This window comes from Pseudomonas deceptionensis (assembly GCF_900106095.1).
In the GTDB taxonomy this organism is placed as follows: domain Bacteria; phylum Pseudomonadota; class Gammaproteobacteria; order Pseudomonadales; family Pseudomonadaceae; genus Aquipseudomonas; species Aquipseudomonas deceptionensis.
Map to the genome: position 1 here is coordinate 909,280 of NZ_FNUD01000002.1, position 23,532 is coordinate 932,811.

The following is a 23,532-nucleotide window of genomic DNA, read 5'->3' on the forward strand; positions in this document are numbered from 1 at the left end:
AAGTTCTCCTAGCTTAGGGCCGCGCATAACAGTGTTATGCCCCGGGCCTGAATCTGTTCGCGAGCCTCAAGCGGCAAGCGATCATCTGTAATAAGGGTATGGACGCTGCTCCAGGGCAGTTCCAGGTTGGGTATCTTGCGACCAATCTTGTCCGACTCGACCATTACGATCACTTCACGTGCGACGTCAGCCATGACCCGGCTCAGACCCAACAACTCGTTAAAAGTTGTCGTGCCGCGCTGCAGGTCTATGCCATCAGCACCGATGAACAGTTGATCGAAGTCGTAAGAGCGCAACACCTGTTCGGCAACCTGTCCCTGAAAGGACTCGGAGTGCGGATCCCAGGTGCCACCGGTCATCAGCAACACAGGCTCATGTTCCAGTTCGCTGAGTGCGTTGGCGACGTGCAGGGAGTTGGTCATCACTACCAGGCCGGGTTGCTGGCCTAGCTGTGGAATCATCGAGGCCGTGGTGCTGCCGCTATCGATGATGATGCGTGCGTGCTCTTTAATCAGGCCTACGGCCGCACGGGCGATGGCTTGTTTATAAAGAGAAACCGGTTGGGGTACATCACTGACCAGTTCTTGCGGCATGGTAATAGCCCCGCCGTAACGCCGTAATAACAGACCGTTACTTTCGAGTGCAGCCAAATCCTTGCGAATCGTAACCTCAGAGGTTTCGAAGCGCTTGGCCAGTTCATCCACACTGACTTCACCTTGCTCAGCAAGCAAGGCCAGGATGTTGTGTCTGCGTTGTGGCGTGTTGCGTTTAGACATAACGGCTTAAGTTTCGTTTCGAAAGATAACGAAAGCAATGAAACCTTATCTCGAAATATCCGTCAAGAAATTCTTGCGCGTTATTTACTGTGAATAACTCGATATCGCCCAGTATTCATTGGTTAAAAGTATGATTTTAAGCTGAAATAAAAAAGCCTTATCCACAGGGCGAGGATAAGGCTTTAGGTAAGTTATTGATTTAAAACAGTTATAGGATGACCTGTTAGTAACCACCTATCGCCAGATGCGATCTGTGGATAACTTTACGTCAAGGCTTTGGCTGTTTGACTGGACGCTTCCAGCCATCAATATTGCGCTGGCGCGCGCGACCAACGGCCAGCTGCTCAGGGCCTACATCCTGATTAATGGTTGAACCGGCTGCAGTGGTTGCACCGTTGGAGATATCCACAGGCGCGACCAGCGAGTTGTTCGAACCGATGAACACATCCGCCCCCAACACGGTTTTCCACTTGTTGGCGCCATCGTAGTTACAGGTGATGGTGCCCGCGCCAATATTGGTGCGCGGGCCGACTTCGGCATCCCCCAGGTAAGTCAGATGACCGCACTTGGCGTCTTCACCCAGATGGGCGTTTTTCAATTCAACAAAGTTACCCACATGGGCACGGGCATCCAGCACGCTACCCGGGCGCAAACGGGCGAAAGGACCCGCATCGCTGTTCTCCCCCATCACGGCACCGTCAAGATGGCTGTTGGCCTTGACCACCACGCCTTTGCGCAAGGTGCTGTCCTTGATCACGCAGTTCGGGCCAATCACCACGTCATCTTCAATGACCACACGGCCTTCAAGAATCACGTTGATATCGATCAGCACATCACGGCCGACAGTGACTTCGCCGCGTACATCGAAACGGGCCGGGTCACGCAAGGTCACACCCAGTGCCATCAGGCGACGGCCTTCTCGCAACTGGTAATGACGTTCCAGCTCACTGAGCTGTTTGCGGTCATTGGCGCCCTGCACTTCCATCGGGTCGTGGGCATGTTCAGTGGCAACCACCAGACCATCGCTCACAGCCATGGCGATAACGTCAGTCAGGTAATACTCGCCCTGGACGTTATTGTTCGAAAGGCGGCTCATCCAGTTACCCAGGTGCTGGGTCGGCAACGCCAAAATTCCCGTATTGCCTTCAGTGATGGCACGCTCAGCTTCGGTCGCATCCTTATGCTCTACGATGGCGCTGACCTTGCCGTTGGCGTCTCGCACGATCCGGCCATAACCGGTCGGGTCAGCCAGGTTTACGGTCAGCAAGCCCAGTTGCTCAGGGCCGACTTGCTTGAGCAAACGCTGCAAGGTCTCGACCTCGATCAGCGGTACATCGCCGTACAGGATCAGCACGTTTTGTGCGGTCAAAAATGGCAGCGCCTGAGCCACGGCATGGCCGGTACCCAGTTGCTTGTCTTGCAGCACAAAGTTCAGGTCGTCAGCGGCGAGGCGTTCACGCACCAGTTCGGCACCGTGGCCAATGACTACGTGGATACCGGTTGGCTTGAGCTGGCGAGCACTGTGGATAACATGGCCCAGCATGGAGTTGCCTGCCACGGGGTGCAGAACCTTGGGCAGAGCTGAACGCATGCGGGTGCCCTGACCTGCAGCGAGAATAACGATATCAAGAGACATGACTGGCTACCAATCCTGGGTGGTCAGCGGTTGCGACCAAAAAGTTTTTCGCGGAAAAAGAAAAAGGGTAGCCGAGGCTACCCTTTTTAATCAATCACACAATAAGACAGGAGGCTTAGCCGCCGAACTTCTTGCGGATTTGCTGGACGGTGCGCAGCTGAGCTGCAGCCTCGGCCAGTCGTGCAGCAGCAGAACCGTAATCGAATTCTGCGCCTCTTTCGTTCAGAGCCTTCTCGGCAGCCTTGACGGCTTCCTGAGCGGAGGCTTCATCCAGGTCGGCAGCACGTTGCACGGTGTCGGCAAGAACCTTGACCATGTTCGGCTGAACCTCGAGGTAACCACCGGAGATGTAAAACACCTCGGATTCCCCACCCAGCTTGATCAGGCGGATCGGGCCTGGTTTGAGCTCAGTGATCAGCGGAGCGTGACCCAGAGCGATACCAAGATCACCCAGGCTGCCGTGCGCAATCACCATCTCGACCTGACCGGAAAAGATTTCTCCTTCCGCACTGACGATATCGCAATGGACTGTCATCATATTAGCCATCTGATTGCCTCAACCTGATTAGCGCCCGTTGCCGGGCGCTGGAATTACAGTTTCTTGGCTTTCTCGATCGCTTCTTCGATGCCGCCGACCATGTAGAACGCTTGTTCTGGCAGGTGGTCGTAGTCACCGTTGAGGATGCCTTTGAAGCCAGCAATGGTGTCTTTCAGGGAAACGTATTTACCCGAAGCGCCAGTGAAGACTTCAGCCACGAAGAACGGCTGAGACAAGAAACGCTGGATCTTACGAGCGCGGGATACCAACTGCTTGTCGACTTCCGACAGCTCGTCCATACCCAGGATCGCAATGATGTCCTTCAGTTCTTTGTAACGCTGCAACACGTACTGAACGCCGCGAGCGGTGTCGTAGTGTTCCTGGCCGATTACCATCGGATCCAGCTGGCGCGAAGTCGAGTCCAGTGGATCGACCGCTGGGTAGATACCCAGGGAGGCGATGTCACGGGACAGTACAACGGTAGCGTCCAAGTGGGCGAAGGTGGTCGCAGGCGACGGGTCAGTCAAGTCATCCGCAGGTACGTATACCGCTTGGATCGAAGTGATCGAACCGTTCTTGGTCGAAGTGATGCGCTCTTGCAGAGTACCCATCTCTTCAGCCAGAGTCGGCTGGTAACCTACTGCAGAAGGCATACGGCCCAGCAGTGCGGATACTTCAGTACCGGCCAAGGTGTAACGGTAGATGTTGTCAACGAACAACAGTACGTCGTTACCTTCGTCACGGAACTTCTCGGCCATGGTCAGGCCGGTCAGTGCTACGCGCAGACGGTTACCCGGCGGCTCGTTCATCTGACCGTAAACCAGTGCCACTTTGTCCAGTACGCTGGAATCCTTCATCTCGTGGTAGAAGTCGTTACCCTCACGGGTACGCTCGCCCACACCAGCAAACACAGAGTAACCGCTGTGTTCCATGGCGATGTTACGGATCAGTTCCATCATGTTTACGGTTTTGCCTACACCGGCACCACCGAACAGACCAACCTTACCGCCTTTTGCAAACGGGCAGATCAGGTCGATAACCTTGATGCCGGTTTCCAGAAGGTCGTTGCCGCCCGCTTGTTCAGCGAAGGTCGGTGCAGGGCGGTGAATGCCCCAGCGCTCTTCGGTTTCAATCGGACCAGCTTCGTCGATCGGGTTGCCCAGAACGTCCATGATCCGGCCCAGAGTCGCTTTACCGACCGGTACGGAGATGGCTGCGCCAGTGTCGGTGACTTCCAGACCGCGCTTCAAGCCCTCGGTGGAACCCATCGCAATGGTACGAACCACGCCGTCGCCCAGCTGCTGCTGAACTTCCAGAGTGGTTCCGGCCGCGCTTTGTACTTTCAGCGCGTTGTAGATGCTCGGTACGTTTTCGCGTGGAAATTCCACGTCGATCACGGCGCCGATGATTTGAACGATACGTCCGCTACTCATAGCTGGATCCTCTGAATATTTGAACCGTTAAACCGCGGCAGCGCCGCCGACGATTTCCGAGATCTCTTGGGTGATCGCAGCCTGACGCGCCTTGTTGTAGATCAGCTGCAAATCGCTGATCAAATCACCGGCGTTATCAGTGGCGTTCTTCATCGCGATCATCCGCGCAGCTTGTTCAGCTGCACTGTTCTCGACCACCGCCTGGTACACCTGCGACTCCACGTAACGTACCATCAAGCCGTCTAGCAGCTCTTTGGCGTCTGGTTCGTAGAGATAGTCCCAGTGGTGCTTGAGTTCTTGATCCGGGGTCGCCACCAGTGGAATCAATTGCTCCACAGTCGGCTGTTGCGTCATGGTGTTGATGAACTTGTTGGACACCACGGACAGGCGATCAATACGGCCTTCCAGGTAAGCATCCAGCATCACCTTAACGCTGCCGATCAAGTCATTGATCGACGGTTCTTCACCCAGATGGCTGATTGCAGCGACGACGTTACCGCCGAAGTTACGGAAAAAAGCCGCACCTTTGCTACCGACCACGCACAGATCAATCTCGACGCCGTTTTCACGGTTTACCGCCATGTCCTTGACCAAAGCCTTGAACAGGTTGGTATTCAAGCCACCGCACAAACCACGGTCACTGCTCACAACCACATAACCTACACGCTTGATTTCGCGGTCGATCATGAACGGGTGGCGGTATTCCGGGTTGGCGTTAGCCAAATGCCCAATAACCTGGCGGATGCGCTCCGCATAAGGACGGCTAGCAGACATGCGCATTTGTGCCTTGCGCATTTTGCTGACCGCCACTTTTTCCATGGCGCTGGTAATCTTTTGCGTGCTTTTGATGCTCGCAATCTTACTGCGAATCTCTTTTGCGCCTGCCATGTAACACCTATCAGGTTAGCAAGCGGGAGCCTTGCGGCTCCCGCTGCGGCTTACCAGGTTTGGGTGGCCTTGAACTTCTCGATACCGGCTTTGATGCCAGCGTCGATTTCGTCATTGAAGTCACCTTTAACGTTGATCTTCGCCATAAGCTCGGCGTGATCGCGGTTGAAGTAAGCAATCAGCGCTTGTTCAAAGCTACCGACCTTGGTGATTTCGACGTCAGTCAGGAACCCACGCTCAGCGGCATACAGCGACAGCGCCATGTCAGCGATCGACATTGGTGCGTATTGCTTCTGCTTCATCAGCTCGGTAACGCGCTGACCATGCTCAAGTTGCTTACGGGTCGCTTCGTCCAGGTCAGATGCGAACTGGGCGAATGCCGCCAGTTCACGGTACTGAGCCAGAGCGGTACGGATACCACCGGACAGCTTCTTGATGATCTTGGTCTGCGCGGCACCACCCACACGGGATACCGAAACACCGGCGTTCACTGCAGGACGGATCCCGGAGTTGAACATGGCCGATTCCAGGAAGATCTGACCGTCAGTGATGGAAATCACGTTGGTCGGAACGAACGCGGAAACGTCGCCAGCCTGGGTTTCGATGATCGGCAGTGCGGTCAGGGAACCGGTTTTGCCGGTCACTGCGCCGTTGGTGAACTTCTCTACGTACTCTTCGGAAACGCGGGATGCGCGCTCCAGAAGACGGGAGTGGAGATAGAACACGTCGCCTGGGTAAGCTTCACGGCCTGGTGGACGGCGCAGCAGCAGGGAAATCTGGCGGTAAGCCACTGCTTGCTTGGACAGATCGTCATAAACGATCAGCGCGTCTTCACCGCGGTCGCGGAAGTATTCGCCCATGGTGCAACCGGAGTACGGTGCCAGGAACTGCAGCGCTGCGGATTCGGATGCACTGGCAGCAACGACGATGGTGTTAGCCAACGCGCCGTTTTCTTCCAGCTTGCGAACCACGTTGGCGATAGTCGATTGCTTCTGACCGATCGCTACGTATACACAGAAAATGCCGCTGTTCTTCTGGTTGATGATCGCGTCGATCGCCAGAGCGGTTTTACCGATCTGACGGTCACCGATGATCAGCTCACGCTGGCCACGGCCGACAGGGATCATGGCATCGACAGCCTTGTAGCCAGTCTGTACAGGCTGGTCTACCGACTTACGCCAGATCACGCCTGGAGCAACTTTCTCGACTGCATCAGTCTCGGTGTTGTTCAGCGGACCTTTGCCATCAACTGGGTTACCCAGTGCGTCGACAACGCGACCCAGCAGTTCCTTACCAACCGGAACTTCCAGGATGCGGCCAGTGCACTTGGCGCTCATGCCTTCAGCCAGAGTCGTGTACGAGCCCAGTACTACGGCACCTACAGAGTCTTGCTCAAGGTTGAGAGCCATACCGAAGACGCTGCCCGGAAACTCGATCATCTCGCCGTACATTACGTCGGCCAGACCGTGAATCCGCACAATACCGTCAGATACGCTGACGATGGTGCCTTCGTTACGGGCTTGGGAGGTCACATCGAGTTTTTCGATGCGGCCCTTGATAATTTCACTTATTTCGGAAGGATTGAGTTGCTGCATTGCTCTGCTGCCCCTTCAAACTCAAGATTTCAATGCTTCGGCAAGGCTTGCGAGTTTTCCGCGAACCGAGCCATCGATAACCAGGTCGCCGGCGCGGATGATGACACCACCTATAAGGCTGGCATCCTCCGCAACTTGCAGGCGCACTTCCCGGTCGAGTCGTGCACTGAGAACCTTGGCGAGTTTGTCTTGCTGTTCTTGGTTCAATGCAAAAGCACTGGTCACTTCTACGTCTACCGACTTCTCTTGTTCAGCCTTGTACAGGTCAAACAGAGCGGCAATCTCCGGCAAAAGCGGGAGACGGTCGTTTTCGGCAACGACGTGGATGAAGTTCTGTACTTTTACATCGAACTTGTCGCCGCACACGTCAATAAACGTGGCGGCCTTTTCTGCGCTCGTCAGTCGCGGGGCCTTGAGCACGCGCTGCATAGTGTCGTCTTGCGACACTGCTGCAGCCAGGCCGAGCATGGCTGACCAAGAGGCCAGTTGCTGGTGGGCCTGGGCGTGCTCGAAGGCTGCCTTAGCGTAAGGTCGGGCCAACGTGGTCAATTCTGCCATGATCGCCCTCGCTTAAATTTCAGCAGCCAGTTTGTTAACCAGCTCCGCGTGCGCGTTTTGATCGATTGTGGCGCCCAGGATTTTTTCAGCGCCTTCAACGGCCAGGCTACCCAATTGGGTGCGCAGCGCGTCTTTAACACTGTTGATTTCCTGTTCGATCTCGGCCTGAGCCTGAGCCTTCACACGGTCAGCTTCAACGCGAGCCTGTTCACGGGCTTCGTCTACGATCTGAGTACCGCGTTTCTTGGCTTGCTCAATGATTTCAGCTGCTTGAGCCTTAGCTTCGCGCAGTTGTTGACCCGCTTTATCTTGGGCCAACTCCAGGTCGCGAGCTGCTCGGTTAGCAGCGTCCAATCCAGCCGCAATCTTCTTCTGACGTTCTTGCAATGCCGCGATGACCGGAGGCCACACGAACTTCATGCAAAACAGTACAAAAATGAAGAACGCAACGGACTGGCCAATCAGGGTTGCATTAATGTTCACGCCAACACCTCGCTCGTTCGTTGTCCATCACTCTAATCAACTCGAAAATTCGAGTGATTAGCCAGCGAGTTGACCAACGAAGGGGTTCGCGAAGGTGAAGAACAGTGCGATACCAACACCGATCATGGTTACGGCGTCGAGCAGACCGGCAACGATGAACATTTTAACTTGCAGCATTGGGACCATTTCTGGTTGACGCGCTGCGCCTTCCAGGAACTTGCCACCCAACAGGCCGAAACCAATTGCGGTACCCAGTGCGCCCAGGCCGATCAACAGTGCAACAGCGATAGCGGTTAGACCAACTACAGTTTCCATCTTTCCTCCCGACTTTTACGTCGTATGGTTTAGGTTTTTAGATTAAAGCGGTAAAACAAAATCATTTTGCGTCCCTCTCACCCGAAAGCGAGAGGGGCACCAGACTCGCCGAAGCGGATCTTAGTGGTTATCTTCGTGTGCCATCGACAAGTAAACGATGGTCAACATCATGAAGATGAACGCTTGCAAGGTGATGATCAGGATGTGGAATACAGCCCACGCCCATTGCAGCACCACGCCCAGACCGCTAAGCCAAAGCAGGCCGCTGCCGAACATTACGGCGATCAGGATAAACACCAGTTCGCCAGCGTACATGTTGCCGAACAGACGCAGTGCCAACGAAATAGGCTTGGCAATCAGCGTTACGAATTCGAGCAGGAAGTTCACCGGAATCAACAGCGCCTGAACAAAAATGTTCTTGCTGCCGAACGGGTGCAGGGTCAGTTCGCCGATGAAGCCGCCGAAGCCCTTGATCTTGATGCTGTAGAAGATGATCAACGCAAAGACCGACAGGGCCATGCCCATGGTCGCGTTAGGATCAGTCGTCGGTACGGCACGGAATGGGAAGTGCTCATCGCCAGTGATCAGGATCGCCAACTGTGGAATCCAGTCAACTGGAACCAGGTCGATGGCGTTCATCAGGAACACCCAAACGAAAATGGTCAGCGCCAGCGGTGCGATAACTGCACTGCGACCGTGGAAGCTGTCTTTAACACTGCCATCAACGAATTCCACCAGTACTTCGACGAAGTTCTGCAGTGCGCCTGGCTGACCGGAAGTTGCCTTCTTGGCCGCCATGCGGAAAACGAGGATGAAGATCAGACCGACAAACAGCGACCAGCCGAGTGTATCGACGTGGAAAGCCCAAAAGCCCATTGATTTAGCTTCTGCAACGGTGTGAGCAAAGCCCCAGCCGCCATCAGGTAGCTGCCCAAAGGTCAGGTTCTGTAAGTGGTGCTGGATATAGCCCGAAGCGGTTGTTTCTGCCATGGTTGCCTCAAACGCCCTAAGGTCTCGAAAGTGTTGTTCTCATTAGCAGGGGAGCGAACCAACTGACCAGTTGGGTCAGCACGAAGACGCCGAATACTGCTAACGGCGCCAATGGCTTCACACCTGCAAACGTCAGCGCGAACAGCACTGCCGTCAAAATTAACTTGCCTGCCTCGCCAGCGTAAAACGACCGGACGATGGCTTGCGCTGCTCGGGCGCCGGAAAACCGAAAAGCCCTGTGAGCAAAATACACATTGGGTAGCAAAGCTATCAGTCCTCCGCAGAGTCCTGAATATCCGGCGACGACTCCATGCCATTGCCAGAGCCCCAAAGCAGCCAGCAATAAAACGACAAATTGAGCCAGCAAAACCGGAAAAACCGCCAAGCGATGGAACGGCAAGCGGTTTGGCGTGCGGGTTTCCATCACAACTGCTCCTCAAAGGTCGGCTACCAAAAGTGAAAAACTTGGCATAATTTGTGCCGACAAAATGCGCGCAGAGTATAGGGGCGCTTAAGCCCCTATTCAACTGTCAGGTAGTGATTTCCGACTGCGCGCTACAAGAGGAATTGTTTCAGCGGATGTGGGCAAGCACGCCTTGAAGCTCATCAAGAGAATTGTAACCAATCACTAATTGGCCTTTTCCCTTCTTTCCGTGACGGATCTGCACCGCAGAGCCTAGCCGCTCTGCCAGACGCTGTTCGAGTCGGGCAATGTCCGGATCGGTTTTAACCGGTTCAGCCGGCTCTTGTTTGCCACTGAGCCACTGGCGAACCAGGGCTTCAGTCTGACGTACTGTCAGGCCTCGTGCGACAACGTGTCGCGCCCCTTCAACCTGCTGAGCTTCAGGCAAACCGAGCAATGCCCGCGCATGACCCATTTCCAGGTCACCGTGGGACAGCATGGTCTTGATCACTTCCGGCAAGGAAATCAATCGCAACAAGTTAGCCACAGACACCCGGGACTTACCCACAGCGTCGGCGACTTGTTGCTGAGTCAGCTGGAACTCTTGCTGCAAGCGCTGCAAGGCGACGGCTTCTTCAATCGGATTGAGATCTTCGCGCTGAATGTTTTCAATCAGCGCCATCGCGATGGCCGTTTCGTCCGGCACATCACGCACCATCGCCGGGATGGTGTCCTTGCCTGCCTGTTGGCTGGCGCGCCAGCGACGTTCACCGGCGATGATCTCAAAGCGGTTGCCATCAATCGGGCGAACCACGATTGGCTGCATCACCCCTTGAGTCCTGATCGAGCTGGCCAGCTCTTCAAGCGCCTGGGGATCCATGTCACGACGAGGCTGATACTTGCCGCGCTGGATCAGGTCCAGAGGCAAGTGTTGCAGTTCGCTTTGATCAACCTTGACCGCTTGCTCTTCCAGCGAGCTGACCGTTGGACCACTCAGGAGTGCATCCAGTCCGCGTCCGAGACCTCGTTTCTTGACGGCCATGGGATTTCCTTAAGTTGGCTGAGGCGTGCGGGTGGTACGACGTTGACGACGAACCAGCTCGCCTGCCAGGGCAAGGTAAGCAATCGCGCCACGGGAGTTTTTGTCATAGGCCAATGCAGGCATGCCGTAGCTCGGGGCTTCGGCCAGACGAATGTTGCGCGGGATCACCGTGTCGTACAGCTGTTCGCCGAAGTGTTCCTTGAGCTGAGCCGACACATCGTTCATCAGGCTCAGACGCGGGTCATACATGGTCCGCAACAGGCCTTCGATCTTCAGGTTCGGGTTCAGCAGCTCGGCAATGCGCTTGATGTTATCCACAAGGTCGCTCAAGCCTTCGAGTGCGAAGTACTCGCACTGCATGGGGATAATGACCCCATCGGCAGCAACCAGAGCGTTCAGGGTAAGCATCGACAGCGACGGCGGGCAATCGATCAGAATGTAATCGTAGCTCTCGCGAACCGGCGCCAGTGCAGTGCGCAGACGACTTTCTTTCATCTGCATTTCGAGCAGTACAACTTCGGCTGCCGTCAGATCACGGTTAGCGGGCAGAAGCTGGTAACCACCGTGTTCGGAGATATGCATGGCCTGAGCCAGGTCGCATTCACCGATCAACAGGTCGTAGACCGAATTCTCGAGACCGTGTTTATCCACACCGCTACCCATGGTGGCGTTGCCTTGCGGATCGAGGTCGATCAGAAGCACGCGGCGCTTGGTCGCGACCAGCGATGCTGCGAGGTTGATACAGGTGGTGGTTTTACCCACACCACCCTTTTGGTTCGCTATTGCGAATACCTTAGCCATTCTTGCTTGCGTTCCCAATCATGCCGTGCGGCGCAGTATCAGCAGATGGCGTTGGCCTTGGCAACCTGGAACGGTCAAGGCGTGTTCGCTATCTAGACGAAAATCAGACGGCAATGCTACCAGCTCATCGGCAGGATGAACGCCCTTCATTGCCAACCAGCGCGTTTCGCTGTTGCCCAGGTGGCGCGTCCAGTTGCTGAAGTTTTCCATGCTGCTGAAAGCCCTGGAAACAATTCCATTGAATGGCAGCTCTGGCTGAAACTCCTCAACGCGACTGTGGATAACTTGCAAGTTATCCAGTTTGAGCTCGAGTTTAACCTGGGTCAGAAAACGGGTTTTCTTGCCGTTGCTGTCCAGACAGGTCACTTGAGACTCAGGAAACAGGATCGCCAGGGGAATCCCCGGCATGCCGCCGCCGCTGCCCACATCCAGCCAACGGCCGTTTTCGATGAAGGGCATCACGCTGAGACTGTCGAGCAAATGGCGCGAAACCATTTCGTCCGGGTTACGCACAGCCGTGAGGTTGTAGGCCTTGTTCCATTTGATCAACAGGGCCAGGTAGCCCAGCAATTGCTGGTGCTGGCTTTCGGTCAGTGCAACGCCCAACTGGCGTGCACCTGTGGATAACTCTTCGGCGTGTTGTGCGGTAACCAGCGAACTCAAGCGTTTTGCTCCAACGTGCGGCCAGCGCCGCGCTTTTTCAGGTGAATCATCAACAGGGAAATCGCCGCCGGCGTGACGCCGGGGATACGCGAAGCCTGACCCAGGGTCTCTGGACGGGTTGCGCCAAGCTTGCTCTGGATCTCTTTCGACAGCCCGGAGATGTTCGTGTAATCGATATCCACAGGCAGTTTGGTATTTTCACTGGCGCGCAGACGGGCAATTTCGTCTTGTTGACGATCGATATAACCGGCGTACTTGGTTTTGATCTCAACCTGTTCGGCGACCAACGGATCTTCGGCGCCCTGCCCGGTCACTTCAACCAGGCCGACGTAGTCGATTTCAGGACGGGTCAGCAGATTGAGCAAATTGTATTCATGGGTCAGCGGTGTGCCGAATTTGGCAGCAATGGCATCGCCCTGCTCAGTGCCCGGGCGAACCCAGGTACTTTTCAGTCGCTGTTCTTCTTGCGCGATGCTTTCACGCTTGGTGCAGAAAGCAGCCCAACGGGCGTCATCGACCAGGCCCAACTCGCGACCTTTTTCGGTCAAGCGCATGTCAGCGTTGTCTTCGCGCAGGATCAGGCGGTATTCGGCACGGGATGTGAACATCCGATACGGTTCTTGAGTACCCAAGGTAATCAGGTCGTCGACCAATACCCCGATGTACGCCTCATCGCGACGCGGGCACCAGCTTTCCTTGCCCTGTGCGAGCAATGCCGCGTTGGCGCCAGCCAGCAAACCTTGAGCACCGGCTTCTTCGTAACCGGTAGTGCCGTTGATTTGTCCTGCAAAGAACAAACCGCCAATCACTTTGGTTTCGAGGCTGTACTTCAGGTCGCGCGGATCGAAGTAGTCGTATTCGATGGCGTAGCCGGGCCGCACGATGTGGGCGTTTTCCATGCCGCGAATCGATTGCACGATCTGGATTTGCACATCGAACGGCAGGGAGGTGGAGATCCCGTTCGGATACAGCTCGTGTGTGGTCAAACCTTCCGGCTCGATGAAGACCTGATGGCTTTCCTTGTCGGCAAAGCGATGGATTTTGTCTTCGATCGACGGGCAGTAACGCGGGCCAATCCCTTCGATTACACCTGAGTACATCGGTGAGCGATCGAGGTTGGACGCGATGATTTCGTGTGTGCGGGCGTTGGTATGGGTAATCCAGCAACTGACCTGGGCCGGATGCTGTTCTTTGTTGCCCATGAACGACATCACTGGGATCGGGGTATCCCCTGGTTGCTCGGTCATGACCGAGAAATCCACAGAGCGGCCATCGATACGCGGTGGTGTACCGGTTTTCAGGCGGCCCACCCGCAGAGGCAGTTCACGCAGGCGGTGTGCCAAGGCTATCGAAGGTGGATCACCGGCTCGGCCGCCCGAGTAATTCTGCATTCCAATGTGGATAAGTCCACCCAGGAAGGTGCCTGTGGTCAAAACCACCGCATCAGCCATAAAACGCAGGCCCATTTGGGTCACTACGCCACGCACTTGATCCTGTTCAACGATCAGGTCATCAGCTGCCTGTTGAAATATCCACAGGTTGGGCTGGTTTTCCAGCGTTTCGCGTATCGCCGCCTTGTACAGAATCCGGTCGGCCTGTGCACGGGTTGCCCGCACTGCCGGGCCTTTGCGCCCATTGAGTACACGGAACTGAATGCCGCCTTTATCGGTAGCCATTGCCATCGCGCCGCCAAGGGCATCGATTTCTTTAACCAGATGGCTTTTACCAATCCCGCCAATCGCAGGATTGCAGCTCATTTGCCCGAGGGTTTCCACGTTGTGGGTCAACAGCAGGGTTTTTACGCCCATGCGTGCTGAAGCAAGTGCAGCCTCGGTTCCGGCGTGACCGCCGCCGATGACGATCACTGCAAAACGGGAAGGGAAATTCACCACGCACCTCGTGCCTGTTACTAGGGAGTTTTTGGATAGACCGCGAAGTATAGGGACTTCGCCCTTCTTAAAGAACCCTTTGCACAAAATTTAACCAGCTGTGGATAAGGCAAGATAGATAAATAAATAGAGAAGAAATTTATAAAGCTTTGTTTTTATGTTTATTTCTACTGAGGCACATTTCTGTGGATAGATTGCTACAGGCTATATTCTACGTACTGTACAGAGATTCAAAAGTCTGTGGTTATACACCGATAAGGGGTTGGGATAAGTGCTTTAAGCCTGTGGGTAAAACAGGTGGTTATCCACAGGGGTGGTTATCTTCAGTTTTCAGGCCTACTTACCCACTGACCTGAGGGCTAGTTATGCACAGAGCTTATTCGACGATTTAGAGGGTTTTTGGCCAGTAAACAGGCAGCCGAAAACCGCTTGAATGGTCAATCCATCAAGCGGTCGGACGATCGGTCAGTGATTAAAGTGATAAACGGTACAAGTCAGCACCGTTATTGAGGCGTAATCAGCCAGCCTGTGGGTGATGCCTCAAGTCTGTGGGTAACTCCAATTGCAGTCAGGAACACCTCATCGTGGGAGGTGACAACCAGAGTTCCCGAGTACTGTTTGAGCATGCTCTCCAGCGCCTGAACCGAAGGCAGATCCAGGTGATTGGCGGGTTCATCGAGCAACAAGAGCTGTGGCGGGGACGCGGCATAAAACACGCAAGCCATGGCGGCTTTCAGGCGTTCACCGCCACTCAACCGGTTACATGGCTGGTTGATTCGATCCGCGTTTAGGCCTAATTGCGCCAGCCGAGTGCGTAATTCTCCTTCATTGAGCTGCCGATTGAGGGGCTGCAACTGCTCAAGAACTGTTTGCTCGGGCTTTAACAGTCCCAGGTGCTGGTCGAGATAAGCGGTGGTTACGAAGGTCCGGGCCTGACCTGAAACAACCGGCAGCTGACCGACCAGTACCTTGAGCAAGGTCGACTTGCCGCAGCCGTTCGGCCCCACCAGGGCAATACGCTGGCCACGAGTCAGCGTGACATTGATCGAGCGTAAATGCTCAGCTCCCTGTGGCAGACGAGCATCAATCAACTCAGCGATTTGCACCGGTGCGCTTTGGCAGGCTTGGGGCGGGTAGACAAAGATGGCCTGTTGCTCTTCTACCTGACTCGCGGCCTGGCGCACTTGAGCAGACAATTGTTCCCGTGCCGCGTCCTGTTGTACCCGCAGTTTGCCGCTGCTGGCCTGGCTGCGTTCCTTTTGCCGGCCCAGCAAAACTTTGGCCTGATTAGCATCACTGGCCTGTTTATGGCCGCGGGATTGACTGCGTTCCAGACGCTCTTTTTGCTCACGCAGGGCCTGTTCCTGTCGCTTGCGTTCAAGCTTGGCTGACGCCAGTTGTAGCTGCGCCGCTCGAAGTTGCTCGGCTTTTGCCTGTGTATAAAACGAAAAACCACCTCCATAACGGGTGAGCCCCATGGAAGACAACTCAACAATAACCTCCATGTTCTCCAACACATCGCGATCGTGGCTGATCACCAGCAAGCCGTTGGGCCAGTTCAGCAACTGCTCATGGAGCGCACGACGGTGCTGGTGATCCAGATGATTAGTGGGCTCATCCAGTATCAACAGGTCGGCTTGAGACAAGAAAGCGCCCATCAGGGCCACGCGCATGGCTTCGCCCCCACTGAGGTCTGAAGCAGGGGTTGAGGGCGTCAGGTGTGCAAGATTGTTTTTGGCCAGCTGGTCGAGCAGTTGCTGACGGATGCCCCAGCGTTCGCCGATACAATCGAAGTCCGCTTGCTCAGTGCTGCCCTGCTCTATTCGCTCAAGGGCGCTGATAACGGGCCGTACACCGGCAAGGTCGGCAACGGTATGACCGGGTTCGGGGCTAACGTGCTGAGCCAGGTAATACACGGTGCCACTACGTGTGCAACGGCCTGTGGAGGGGGAGATATGCCCGGCAATCAGGCGTGCCAACAGGCTTTTGCCCACACCATTACGCCCCACCAGACCGGTACGGCGATGGTCGATATGCAGATCAAGGTCTGTGAACAGGGAACTGCCATCGGGCAGTTGGTAAGAAACGCTTTCCAGCGTTACAGAGGTAACGAGAGCCATATGCACTCCAAAGATGCCCAGAACTGCCCCTGCGGTGAGGGGGATGAGATCTGGCCGCTAACATCGCGGCGGCATCAATTGCGCATTGGACTAACACCTCGTGGGATTGAATCGCCAAAACTATAGGACAAAGGCAGAACAATGCCAACCTGTGGGAACGGGCTTGCCTGCGATGGCATCACTGAGGTTCAACTGTACCCTTGAGGTGCCCGAATCGCGAGCAAGCCCCTCCCACAAACGTCGAGCTGGTTACTTGCCTATACAGAAACTGGAGAAAATCCGCCCCAGCAAGTCATCAGAACTGAATGCACCGGTAATCTCGCCCAGCGAATGCTGTGCCTGGCGCAAATCCTCAGCCAGCAACTCCCCTGCGCCCGCCAGGGTCAGTTGCGCCCTGCCGTGTTCAAGTGCCTTGCTGGCGTGCTGCAACGCCTCCAGGTGGCGGCGGCGCGCGCTGAAGCTGCTTTCAGAGGTCTGCTCATAACCCATGCAGGCCTTGAGGTGTTCACGCAGCAAATCCAGGCCATCCGTTGATCGGGCGCTAAGGCTGATCGTCACGTGGCCATCGTCACACAGCTGCAGGGCAATGTTCTCACCGCTCAGGTCGGCCTTATTACGGATCAACGTCACTTTCGCCGGATCTGGACGCTGCTCAAGAAACTCAGGCCACAGCGCAAACGGGTCGTCCGCTTCCGGTGCAGTGGCATCGACCACCAACAGCACCCGATCGGCTTCGCCAATGGCCTTGAGTGCCCGTTGCACACCGATTTTCTCCACTTGGTCGTCTGTATCTCGCAGACCTGCGGTGTCGACCACATGCAACGGCATGCCATCGATGTGGATATGTTCACGCAACACGTCACGGGTTGTGCCGGCAATCTCGGTCACGATGGCCGCTTCACGTCCGGCGAGGGCGTTGAGCAGACTCGATTTCCCCGCATTTGGCCGGCCGGCAATCACCACGGTCATACCATCACGCAGCAAGGCACCCTGCCCGGCTTCGCGCTGAACGGTGGATAACTCTTCGCGAACCTTATCGAGCATGCCAAGCACATGGCCATCGGCCAAAAAGTCGATTTCTTCTTCCGGGAAATCAATCGCCGCTTCGACATAGATACGCAAACCGATCAATTGCTCGGTCAAGTTATGCACACGCTCAGAGAAAGCGCCTTGCAAGGAACGCAATGCGTTACGTGCAGCCTGTGCAGAACTTGCCTCGATCAAGTCGGCAATCGCCTCGGCCTGGGCAAGGTCGAGTTTGTCATTCAGAAACGCCCGCTCGCTGAATTCCCCCGGACGAGCCAGACGGCAACCGAGTTGAATGCAGCGCTGCAGCAACATATCCAGAACAATCGGGCCGCCATGGCCTTGCAGTTCCAGCACGTCTTCGCCGGTAAACGAGTTGGGTCCCGGGAAGTACAGCGCAATGCCTTCATCCAGCACTTCACGGTTTTCGCCGTAAAAAGGGCCGTAATGGGCGTAGCGAGGTTTCAGTTCACGCTCGCTGAACGCTTGCGCCGCAACACTGGCGAGCGGGCCGGAAATACGCACGATTCCCACACCACCTCGGCCCTGGGCAGTCGCTACTGCGGCAATGGTCTCAGCCGGAACACTCATAAACAGGCCTCAAAACAAAAGTGACGGATAGCAAAACGCCCCACTAGGGGGCGTTTTGAGTGGTGTTCACCAGAGTAAGTTACTCGGCTGCTTTTTTGGTAGCAGCTTCAACTTTACGGGTGATGTACCACTGTTGAGCGATGGACAGGCAGTTGTTCACAACCCAGTACAGCACCAGACCAGCAGGGAACCACAGGAAGAAGAAGGTGAAGATGATAGGCATCAGCTTCATCACCTTGGCCTGCATCGGATCCGGCGGAGTCGGGTTCAGACGCTGCTGGATGAACATGGTTGCGCCCATGATGATCGGCAGAATGAAGAACGGGTCTTTGATCGACAGGTCGGTAATCCAGAGCATGAACGGCGCCTGGCGCATTTCAACACTTTCCAGAAGTACCCAGTACAAGGACAGGAAGACCGGCATCTGCACCAGAATCGGCAAGCAGCCGCCCAGTGGGTTGATCTTCTCTTTCTTGTACAGCTCCATCATCGCTTGCGACATTTTCTGGCGGTCATCACCGAACTGCTCTTTCAGAGCGGCCAGTTTTGGTGCCACGGCGCGCATGCGAGCCATCGATTTGTAGCTGGCGGCCGACAGAGGGAAGAAGATCCCTTTGATCAGCATGGTCAGGAAGATAATCGACCAACCCCAGTTACCTACCAGGCTGTGGATATGTTGCAGCAGCCAGAAAATAGGCTGGGCAATGAACCACAGAATGCCGTAGTCGACGGTCAGTTCCAGACCTGGGGATAACTCTTTGAGTACACCCTGGCTTTTTGGACCGGCGTACAACGTAGCGCTGGTTTCAGCCGTTTTGCCCGGCTCAACGGTCAAGGTTGGGCCAGTAAAACCGATGATGTAGTTGCCTTGGTTGTCTTTGCGGGTCTGAACGACGTTGTTATCGCCTTTCTGAGGAATCCACGCAGTCACAAAGTAGTGTTGCAACCAGGCAACCCAGCCGCCTTGAACGGTTTCTTTCAGCTGAGCCTTGTCGATATCTTTCATCGACACTTTTTTGTACGGCTCTGAACTTGTCCACAGGGCAGCGCCCAGGTAAGTCGCAGTGCCGGTGGCGGTGCTGGAAGAAGGATCGGAGCTGGCGTCACGCTTCAATTGCGCGAACAGGTTGCCGTTCCACGGCTTGCTGCTCTCGTTATCAATCAAATAGCTGACTTGTACATCGTACAGACCACGCTTGAGCGTGAAACGCTTGATGTAATTGATGCCGTTTTCGCTGAACTTCAGATCAACAACCAGTTGATCCTGGCCTGGGGCCAGCTCGTAAGTCTTTTTCTCAGTGCTGAAAACAGGACGACCTGACGAACGGGCGTCCGGGCCATCAACGCCTGTCAGGCCACTTTGTGCCAGATAGGTGCGTTCGTTGCCGTTATCGAACAACTGGAAAGGAACATCCGGGTGATCCTGGCGACGTGGATACAGCGGCAGACGCAGCTGGGCAATATCACCACCCTGCGGATCAATCGCGATGTCCAGAACATCCGTTTTTACGTGGATGAGGTCTTTGCTTGCAGCCACCGGAGTTTCAGTGGGTGTGCTGGTATCTGTATTGGCGCTGGGTACATCGGCACTGTTCGAAGCGTTGTTACCTGAAACCGTATCGGGCAAAGCCGGTGCGGTTGTGCTGCTGGCGGCAACATTCTGAGTCGGCAAGGCAGCTTGGCCGTAGTCCTGGTTCCATTTCAGAACCATAACGTAGGACACGACTGCGAGAGCGACGATCAGGATCGTGCGTTTAATATCCATGATTACTCGGCCATCAAGAAGAACGGGAGGTAGGGATAGGTGGAACCGGGTCGTAACCACCGGGATTCCACGGGTGACAGCGACCTAAACGACGAAAGGTCAGCCAGCCGCCGCGCAGAAGGCCATGATTTTCGATGGCTTCCAACGCGTAGCAGGAACAACTGGGGTAGAAACGGCAGTGGCTGGCCATCAAAGGACTAATGGCATAGCGATAAAACTGGATCGGAACGAGCGCCAGTTTACGCATCAGGACTGCCTACCCCTACAGTTTCGGTTTTTACTGCTGGAACTGGCGTATTACGGGCCAGACGCTTCCAGAGTTTGCCGAAATGCTGAATCAATTCGGGGTTCTCTACGTCACCCAAACCTTTGCGCGCGACGATAACGATATCCCAACCAACCAGTAAATCCTGGTGGAGACGAAACGATTCACGCATCAAACGCTTAAGGCGATTGCGCTCAACGGAGAGCTTTACGCTCTTTTTCCCGATCACTAACCCCAGGCGGGGGTGATCAAGATCGTTGCTACGCGCAAGGAGCAGGAGATTTTTCCCCGGAACCTTGCCGGTGGGGGAGTCAAAGACTGCCTTGAAATGTCGGGGAGTGAGTAACCGCTTTTCCCGACTGAAGTCCTGACTCACCACCATTGTCTGATTATCAAACTGCCAGACGTGCACGGCCTTTGGCGCGGCGACGCGACAGGACTGCACGGCCGTTTTTAGTAGCCATGCGTGCACGGAAACCGTGAGTGCGGGCGCGTTTGATAGTGCTTGGTTGGAAAGTACGTTTCATGTCGTGCTACCTGGTTCGTCCACAACGGGCCGGAATGGCCCCCGTTTTAAGAGACCGGCGATTCTAGAGAAAGCAAGCCAATAGGTCAATTTCCAACCAGCGTTTACCGGTAAATAGATGTTTGGCGTTTTGCACAAGCCTTTCGCCTGCCAACTATAGAAATAAAAAAATGAAGTATTTAAAGCTCTTTTAAAGATGTAACTACTCTTATAGGAGCCATTTTCTGTGGATAACTTAATGCAGCCCTTGTGGATCAAGGCTTTCAGCGATCAGAAAGGTTGTCCAAAAACCGTGCTCTGCCTGTGCTGCACCCGCGGATAAGCTGTGCATTAAAGGCCTATTTATCCACAGGCCAGTTATGCACAGAGTTTCGACCCCACTTGTGCAACGGGCTTAGGCCCGCTTATCCACAGACCTTATGCACATACCATTTGTCGCTTTGTTTACCGTAAAAAGCCGGATTCCTCCTTATAGGCAGGCAACCTACATGTGGATAAGTAGGCCAGCGGCCGTTACAATGGCGCCTGTTTTTGCCTCACCGGCTTTCAACTTAGGGGATATCCGTGTCAGTGGAACTTTGGCAGCAGTGCGTGGAGCTTTTGCGCGATGAGCTGCCTGCCCAGCAATTCAACACCTGGATCCGTCCACTACAGGTCGAAGCCGAAGGCGACGAGTTGCGCGTGTATGCACCCAACCGTTTCGTTCTCGACTGGGTTAACGAAAAGTATCTGAGCCGTTTGCTTGAACTGTTGAACGAGCACAGCAATGGCATGGCGCCTGCGTTGTCCTTGTTAATAGGCAGCAAACGCAGCTCGGCGCCTCGTGCTGCCCCCAATGCGCCACTGGCCGCTGCGGCTTCTCAACAAGCCCCGGCGCCAGCGAGTCCATCGAGCAGCCAAGCCTCTGCTCCCGCCCCTGCCCCTAAACAGGCGGCTCAGGCGAGCGAAGAGCCTTCGCGTGCCAGTTTCGATCCAATGGCTGGCGCCAGCTCGCAGCAAGCTCCCGTGCGCGCCGAACAGCGCACTGTTCAAGTTGAGGGTGCGCTCAAGCACACCAGCTACTTGAACCGTACCTTTACCTTCGAAAACTTCGTTGAGGGCAAGTCCAACCAACTGGCTCGCGCTGCGGCGTGGCAGGTGGCGGACAACCCCAAGCATGGTTACAACCCGCTCTTCCTTTATGGCGGCGTTGGCTTGGGTAAAACTCACTTGATGCACGCGGTGGGTAACCACCTGTTAAAGAAGAACCCGAATGCCAAGGTCGTGTACCTGCATTCCGAGCGTTTTGTAGCCGACATGGTCAAGGCCTTGCAGCTCAACGCGATCAACGAGTTCAAGCGTTTCTACCGTTCGGTAGACGCCTTGCTCATCGATGACATTCAATTCTTCGCGCGCAAAGAGCGGTCCCAGGAAGAGTTTTTCCACACCTTCAACGCCCTGCTTGAAGGTGGTCAGCAAGTGATTCTGACCAGCGACCGTTACCCGAAAGAAATCGAAGGCCTCGAAGAGCGCCTCAAGTCGCGTTTTGGCTGGGGTTTGACGGTAGCCGTCGAGCCGCCAGAGCTTGAGACCCGGGTCGCGATCCTCATGAAGAAGGCCGATCAGGCCAAGGTCGATCTGCCCCATGATGCGGCGTTCTTTATTGCCCAGCGTATTCGCTCCAACGTGCGTGAACTCGAAGGCGCGCTCAAGCGCGTTATCGCTCACTCGCACTTCATGGGCCGCGACATCACCATCGAGCTGATCCGTGAGTCCCTGAAAGACTTGCTGGCGCTGCAGGACAAGCTGGTCTCTGTGGATAACATTCAGCGCACGGTGGCTGAGTACTACAAGATCAAGATTTCGGACCTGCTGTCCAAGCGCCGCTCGCGCTCGGTAGCGCGACCACGTCAGGTTGCCATGGCACTGTCCAAAGAACTGACCAACCACAGCTTGCCGGAAATCGGCGACGTGTTTGGCGGTCGCGATCACACCACGGTCTTGCACGCATGCCGCAAGATCAACGAGCTCAAGGAATCCGACGCGGACATCCGCGAGGACTACAAGAACCTGCTGCGTACACTGACAACCTGATGACACCAGCGCAGCTTATTAAGGCAAGGGACTAGACCATGCATTTCACCATTCAACGCGAAGCCCTGTTGAAACCCCTGCAACTGGTCGCAGGCGTCGTTGAACGCCGCCAGACCTTGCCGGTATTGTCCAACGTGCTGTTGGTTGTCGAAGGCCAGCAACTGTCGCTGACCGGTACCGACCTTGAGGTCGAACTGGTTGGCCGTGTGCAGCTTGAAGAGCCGGCCGAGCCAGGCGAAATCACCGTGCCTGCGCGCAAGCTGATGGATATCTGCAAAAGCTTGCCCAACGATGCACTGATCGACATCAAGCTGGACGACAACAAGCTGGTGGTCAAAGCAGGGCGTAGCCGCTTTACCTTGTCCACCTTGCCTGCCAACGACTTCCCGACGGTTGAAGAAGGCCCGGGTTCGCTGACCTGCAACCTGCAGCAAAGCAAATTGCGTCGCCTGATCGAGCGCACCAGCTTCGCCATGGCCCAGCAAGACGTTCGTTACTACCTCAACGGCATGCTGCTGGAAGTGTCGGCCGGGATCATTCGTGCCGTGGCTACCGACGGTCACCGTCTGGCCATGTGTTCGATGAAAGCCGATATCGGCCAACCGGACCGTCACCAGGTCATCGTGCCGCGCAAAGGCATTCTGGAACTGGCCCGCTTGCTGACCGAGCCGGACGGCGAAGTGAGCATCGTCTTGGGGGCACATCACATCCGTGCCACCACCGGTGAGTTCACCTTCACCTCCAAGCTGGTAGACGGCAAGTTCCCGGATTACGAGCGCGTGCTGCCTAAAGGTGGCGACAAGATCGTTATCGGTGACCGTCAGGCACTGCGTGAAGCGTTCAGCCGTACTGCGATTTTGTCCAACGAGAAGTACCGTGGTATCCGCCTGCAATTGGCCAATGGCCAACTGAAAATCCAGGCCAACAACCCGGAGCAGGAAGAAGCGGAAGAAGAAGTAGGCGTCGACTACAACGGCGGCTCGCTGGAAATTGGCTTCAACGTGAGCTATCTGCTGGATGTGCTGGGCGTGATGACCACTGAACAAGTGCGTCTGATCCTGTCGGACTCCAACAGCAGCGCCTTGGTGCAAGAGTCGGACAACGACGACTCGGCCTACGTTGTTATGCCGATGCGCCTGTAACCCATGCACAGCCC

At 55.5% G+C, this 23,532-nt stretch carries 23 protein-coding genes; 2 read left to right on the forward strand and 21 right to left on the reverse strand.

The annotated features are described in order from the left end of the window. Nucleotides 1-8: 8 nt before the first annotated feature. From BLW11_RS03945 to rpmH, 21 genes are all read right to left on the reverse strand, one after another. Entirely contained in the window at nucleotides 9-776 is a 768-nt protein-coding gene (locus BLW11_RS03945) for a DeoR/GlpR family DNA-binding transcription regulator (RefSeq protein WP_048362228.1), read from the reverse strand. Nucleotides 777-1,044: 268 nt separating this feature from the next. After that, nucleotides 1,045-2,412: a bifunctional UDP-N-acetylglucosamine diphosphorylase/glucosamine-1-phosphate N-acetyltransferase GlmU gene (glmU, locus tag BLW11_RS03950; RefSeq protein ID WP_048362227.1), complete on the reverse strand. Its 1,368-nt coding sequence runs from the start codon at nucleotides 2,410-2,412 to the stop codon at nucleotides 1,045-1,047. Between the two features lie 115 nt (nucleotides 2,413-2,527). Further along, complete coding sequence (locus BLW11_RS03955) at nucleotides 2,528-2,947, reverse strand: F0F1 ATP synthase subunit epsilon (RefSeq protein ID WP_048362289.1); 420 nt, start codon at nucleotides 2,945-2,947, stop codon at nucleotides 2,528-2,530. A gap of 56 nt (nucleotides 2,948-3,003) precedes the next feature. Beyond that, on the reverse strand, nucleotides 3,004-4,383 hold the full coding sequence (gene atpD, locus BLW11_RS03960; RefSeq protein ID WP_048362226.1) for a F0F1 ATP synthase subunit beta: 1,380 nt from the start codon (nucleotides 4,381-4,383) through the stop codon (nucleotides 3,004-3,006). 27 nt (nucleotides 4,384-4,410) lie between these two features. Next, nucleotides 4,411-5,271: a F0F1 ATP synthase subunit gamma gene (gene atpG, locus BLW11_RS03965; protein WP_048362225.1), complete on the reverse strand. Its 861-nt coding sequence runs from the start codon at nucleotides 5,269-5,271 to the stop codon at nucleotides 4,411-4,413. 50 nt (nucleotides 5,272-5,321) lie between these two features. Further along, the gene (atpA, locus tag BLW11_RS03970; protein ID WP_048362224.1) at nucleotides 5,322-6,866 is read right to left on the reverse strand and encodes a F0F1 ATP synthase subunit alpha; all 1,545 of its coding nucleotides are present in this window, start codon (nucleotides 6,864-6,866) and stop codon (nucleotides 5,322-5,324) included. 21 nt (nucleotides 6,867-6,887) lie between these two features. Further along, the gene (locus tag BLW11_RS03975; protein ID WP_048362223.1) at nucleotides 6,888-7,424 is read right to left on the reverse strand and encodes a F0F1 ATP synthase subunit delta; all 537 of its coding nucleotides are present in this window, start codon (nucleotides 7,422-7,424) and stop codon (nucleotides 6,888-6,890) included. Between the two features lie 12 nt (nucleotides 7,425-7,436). After that, nucleotides 7,437-7,907 (reverse strand): F0F1 ATP synthase subunit B, encoded by a 471-nt coding sequence (locus tag BLW11_RS03980; protein WP_003437998.1) that lies wholly within the window; start codon nucleotides 7,905-7,907, stop codon nucleotides 7,437-7,439. A 57-nt stretch (nucleotides 7,908-7,964) separates the two neighbouring features. Further along, nucleotides 7,965-8,222, reverse strand: a complete 258-nt coding sequence (gene atpE, locus BLW11_RS03985) for a F0F1 ATP synthase subunit C (RefSeq protein ID WP_002555987.1) — start codon at nucleotides 8,220-8,222, stop codon at nucleotides 7,965-7,967. Between the two features lie 120 nt (nucleotides 8,223-8,342). Further along, complete coding sequence (gene atpB / locus BLW11_RS03990; protein WP_048362222.1) at nucleotides 8,343-9,212, reverse strand: F0F1 ATP synthase subunit A; 870 nt, start codon at nucleotides 9,210-9,212, stop codon at nucleotides 8,343-8,345. Between the two features lie 16 nt (nucleotides 9,213-9,228). Beyond that, nucleotides 9,229-9,636, reverse strand: coding sequence for a F0F1 ATP synthase subunit I (locus BLW11_RS03995; protein WP_003437994.1), 408 nt, complete (start codon nucleotides 9,634-9,636; stop codon nucleotides 9,229-9,231). Nucleotides 9,637-9,784: 148 nt separating this feature from the next. Next, nucleotides 9,785-10,657 carry a ParB/RepB/Spo0J family partition protein gene (locus tag BLW11_RS04000; protein WP_048362221.1) on the reverse strand — a complete coding sequence of 291 codons (873 nt, stop codon included), beginning with the start codon at nucleotides 10,655-10,657 and terminating at the stop codon, nucleotides 9,785-9,787. A 9-nt stretch (nucleotides 10,658-10,666) separates the two neighbouring features. After that, complete coding sequence (locus tag BLW11_RS04005) at nucleotides 10,667-11,458, reverse strand: ParA family protein (protein ID WP_046809500.1); 792 nt, start codon at nucleotides 11,456-11,458, stop codon at nucleotides 10,667-10,669. Nucleotides 11,459-11,476: 18 nt separating this feature from the next. Further along, nucleotides 11,477-12,121, reverse strand: a complete 645-nt coding sequence (gene rsmG, locus BLW11_RS04010) for a 16S rRNA (guanine(527)-N(7))-methyltransferase RsmG (protein ID WP_046809501.1) — start codon at nucleotides 12,119-12,121, stop codon at nucleotides 11,477-11,479. After that, on the reverse strand, nucleotides 12,118-14,010 hold the full coding sequence (gene mnmG, locus BLW11_RS04015; protein ID WP_019828655.1) for a tRNA uridine-5-carboxymethylaminomethyl(34) synthesis enzyme MnmG: 1,893 nt from the start codon (nucleotides 14,008-14,010) through the stop codon (nucleotides 12,118-12,120). Before mnmG ends, rsmG begins: the two co-directional genes overlap by 4 nt. A 503-nt stretch (nucleotides 14,011-14,513) precedes the next feature. Further along, complete coding sequence (locus BLW11_RS04020) at nucleotides 14,514-16,130, reverse strand: ABC-F family ATP-binding cassette domain-containing protein (RefSeq protein ID WP_048362220.1); 1,617 nt, start codon at nucleotides 16,128-16,130, stop codon at nucleotides 14,514-14,516. 249 nt (nucleotides 16,131-16,379) lie between these two features. Then, complete coding sequence (gene mnmE / locus BLW11_RS04025) at nucleotides 16,380-17,747, reverse strand: tRNA uridine-5-carboxymethylaminomethyl(34) synthesis GTPase MnmE (RefSeq protein ID WP_048362219.1); 1,368 nt, start codon at nucleotides 17,745-17,747, stop codon at nucleotides 16,380-16,382. 79 nt (nucleotides 17,748-17,826) lie between these two features. Continuing rightward, nucleotides 17,827-19,512, reverse strand: a complete 1,686-nt coding sequence (gene yidC / locus BLW11_RS04030; protein ID WP_048362218.1) for a membrane protein insertase YidC — start codon at nucleotides 19,510-19,512, stop codon at nucleotides 17,827-17,829. A 13-nt stretch (nucleotides 19,513-19,525) separates the two neighbouring features. Continuing rightward, nucleotides 19,526-19,759: a membrane protein insertion efficiency factor YidD gene (gene yidD / locus BLW11_RS04035; RefSeq protein ID WP_019828647.1), complete on the reverse strand. Its 234-nt coding sequence runs from the start codon at nucleotides 19,757-19,759 to the stop codon at nucleotides 19,526-19,528. Beyond that, nucleotides 19,752-20,153: a ribonuclease P protein component gene (rnpA, locus tag BLW11_RS04040; protein ID WP_019828646.1), complete on the reverse strand. Its 402-nt coding sequence runs from the start codon at nucleotides 20,151-20,153 to the stop codon at nucleotides 19,752-19,754. The genes yidD and rnpA overlap by 8 nt, the downstream gene beginning before the upstream one ends. Before the next feature lie 16 nt (nucleotides 20,154-20,169). After that, complete coding sequence (rpmH, locus tag BLW11_RS04045; protein ID WP_003213577.1) at nucleotides 20,170-20,304, reverse strand: 50S ribosomal protein L34; 135 nt, start codon at nucleotides 20,302-20,304, stop codon at nucleotides 20,170-20,172. Nucleotides 20,305-20,867: 563 nt separating this feature from the next. Between rpmH and dnaA the strand changes: the two genes are divergently transcribed. Together dnaA and dnaN are read left to right on the forward strand one after the other, a co-directional pair. Further along, nucleotides 20,868-22,376: a chromosomal replication initiator protein DnaA gene (gene dnaA, locus BLW11_RS04050; protein ID WP_048362217.1), complete on the forward strand. Its 1,509-nt coding sequence runs from the start codon at nucleotides 20,868-20,870 to the stop codon at nucleotides 22,374-22,376. Nucleotides 22,377-22,414: 38 nt separating this feature from the next. Continuing rightward, nucleotides 22,415-23,518 (forward strand): DNA polymerase III subunit beta, encoded by a 1,104-nt coding sequence (gene dnaN, locus BLW11_RS04055; RefSeq protein WP_048362216.1) that lies wholly within the window; start codon nucleotides 22,415-22,417, stop codon nucleotides 23,516-23,518. The last annotated feature ends 14 nt before the right edge of the window (nucleotides 23,519-23,532 follow it).

What these genes read in the sequence shown, in the direction of transcription:
- BLW11_RS04005 (WP_046809500.1), bottom strand. Translation starts at nt 11,458, where the DNA reads ATGGCTAAGGTATTCGCAATAGCGAACCAAAAGGGTGGTGTGGGTAAA.
- atpB (WP_048362222.1), bottom strand. Translation starts at nt 9,212, where the DNA reads ATGGCAGAAACAACCGCTTCGGGCTATATCCAGCACCACTTACAGAAC.
- BLW11_RS04000 (WP_048362221.1), bottom strand. Translation starts at nt 10,657, where the DNA reads ATGGCCGTCAAGAAACGAGGTCTCGGACGCGGACTGGATGCACTCCTG.
- BLW11_RS04020 (WP_048362220.1), bottom strand. Translation starts at nt 16,130, where the DNA reads ATGGCTCTCGTTACCTCTGTAACGCTGGAAAGCGTTTCTTACCAACTG.
- dnaN (WP_048362216.1), top strand. Translation starts at nt 22,415, where the DNA reads ATGCATTTCACCATTCAACGCGAAGCCCTGTTGAAACCCCTGCAACTG.
- atpD (WP_048362226.1), bottom strand. Translation starts at nt 4,383, where the DNA reads ATGAGTAGCGGACGTATCGTTCAAATCATCGGCGCCGTGATCGACGTG.
- BLW11_RS03975 (WP_048362223.1), bottom strand. Translation starts at nt 7,424, where the DNA reads ATGGCAGAATTGACCACGTTGGCCCGACCTTACGCTAAGGCAGCCTTC.
- atpE (WP_002555987.1), bottom strand. Translation starts at nt 8,222, where the DNA reads ATGGAAACTGTAGTTGGTCTAACCGCTATCGCTGTTGCACTGTTGATC.
- BLW11_RS03945 (WP_048362228.1), bottom strand. Translation starts at nt 776, where the DNA reads ATGTCTAAACGCAACACGCCACAACGCAGACACAACATCCTGGCCTTG.
- atpG (WP_048362225.1), bottom strand. Translation starts at nt 5,271, where the DNA reads ATGGCAGGCGCAAAAGAGATTCGCAGTAAGATTGCGAGCATCAAAAGC.
- yidC (WP_048362218.1), bottom strand. Translation starts at nt 19,512, where the DNA reads ATGGATATTAAACGCACGATCCTGATCGTCGCTCTCGCAGTCGTGTCC.
- yidD (WP_019828647.1), bottom strand. Translation starts at nt 19,759, where the DNA reads ATGCGTAAACTGGCGCTCGTTCCGATCCAGTTTTATCGCTATGCCATT.
- atpA (WP_048362224.1), bottom strand. Translation starts at nt 6,866, where the DNA reads ATGCAGCAACTCAATCCTTCCGAAATAAGTGAAATTATCAAGGGCCGC.
- rpmH (WP_003213577.1), bottom strand. Translation starts at nt 20,304, where the DNA reads ATGAAACGTACTTTCCAACCAAGCACTATCAAACGCGCCCGCACTCAC.
- mnmE (WP_048362219.1), bottom strand. Translation starts at nt 17,747, where the DNA reads ATGAGTGTTCCGGCTGAGACCATTGCCGCAGTAGCGACTGCCCAGGGC.
- glmU (WP_048362227.1), bottom strand. Translation starts at nt 2,412, where the DNA reads ATGTCTCTTGATATCGTTATTCTCGCTGCAGGTCAGGGCACCCGCATG.
- BLW11_RS03955 (WP_048362289.1), bottom strand. Translation starts at nt 2,947, where the DNA reads ATGACAGTCCATTGCGATATCGTCAGTGCGGAAGGAGAAATCTTTTCC.
- BLW11_RS03995 (WP_003437994.1), bottom strand. Translation starts at nt 9,636, where the DNA reads ATGGAAACCCGCACGCCAAACCGCTTGCCGTTCCATCGCTTGGCGGTT.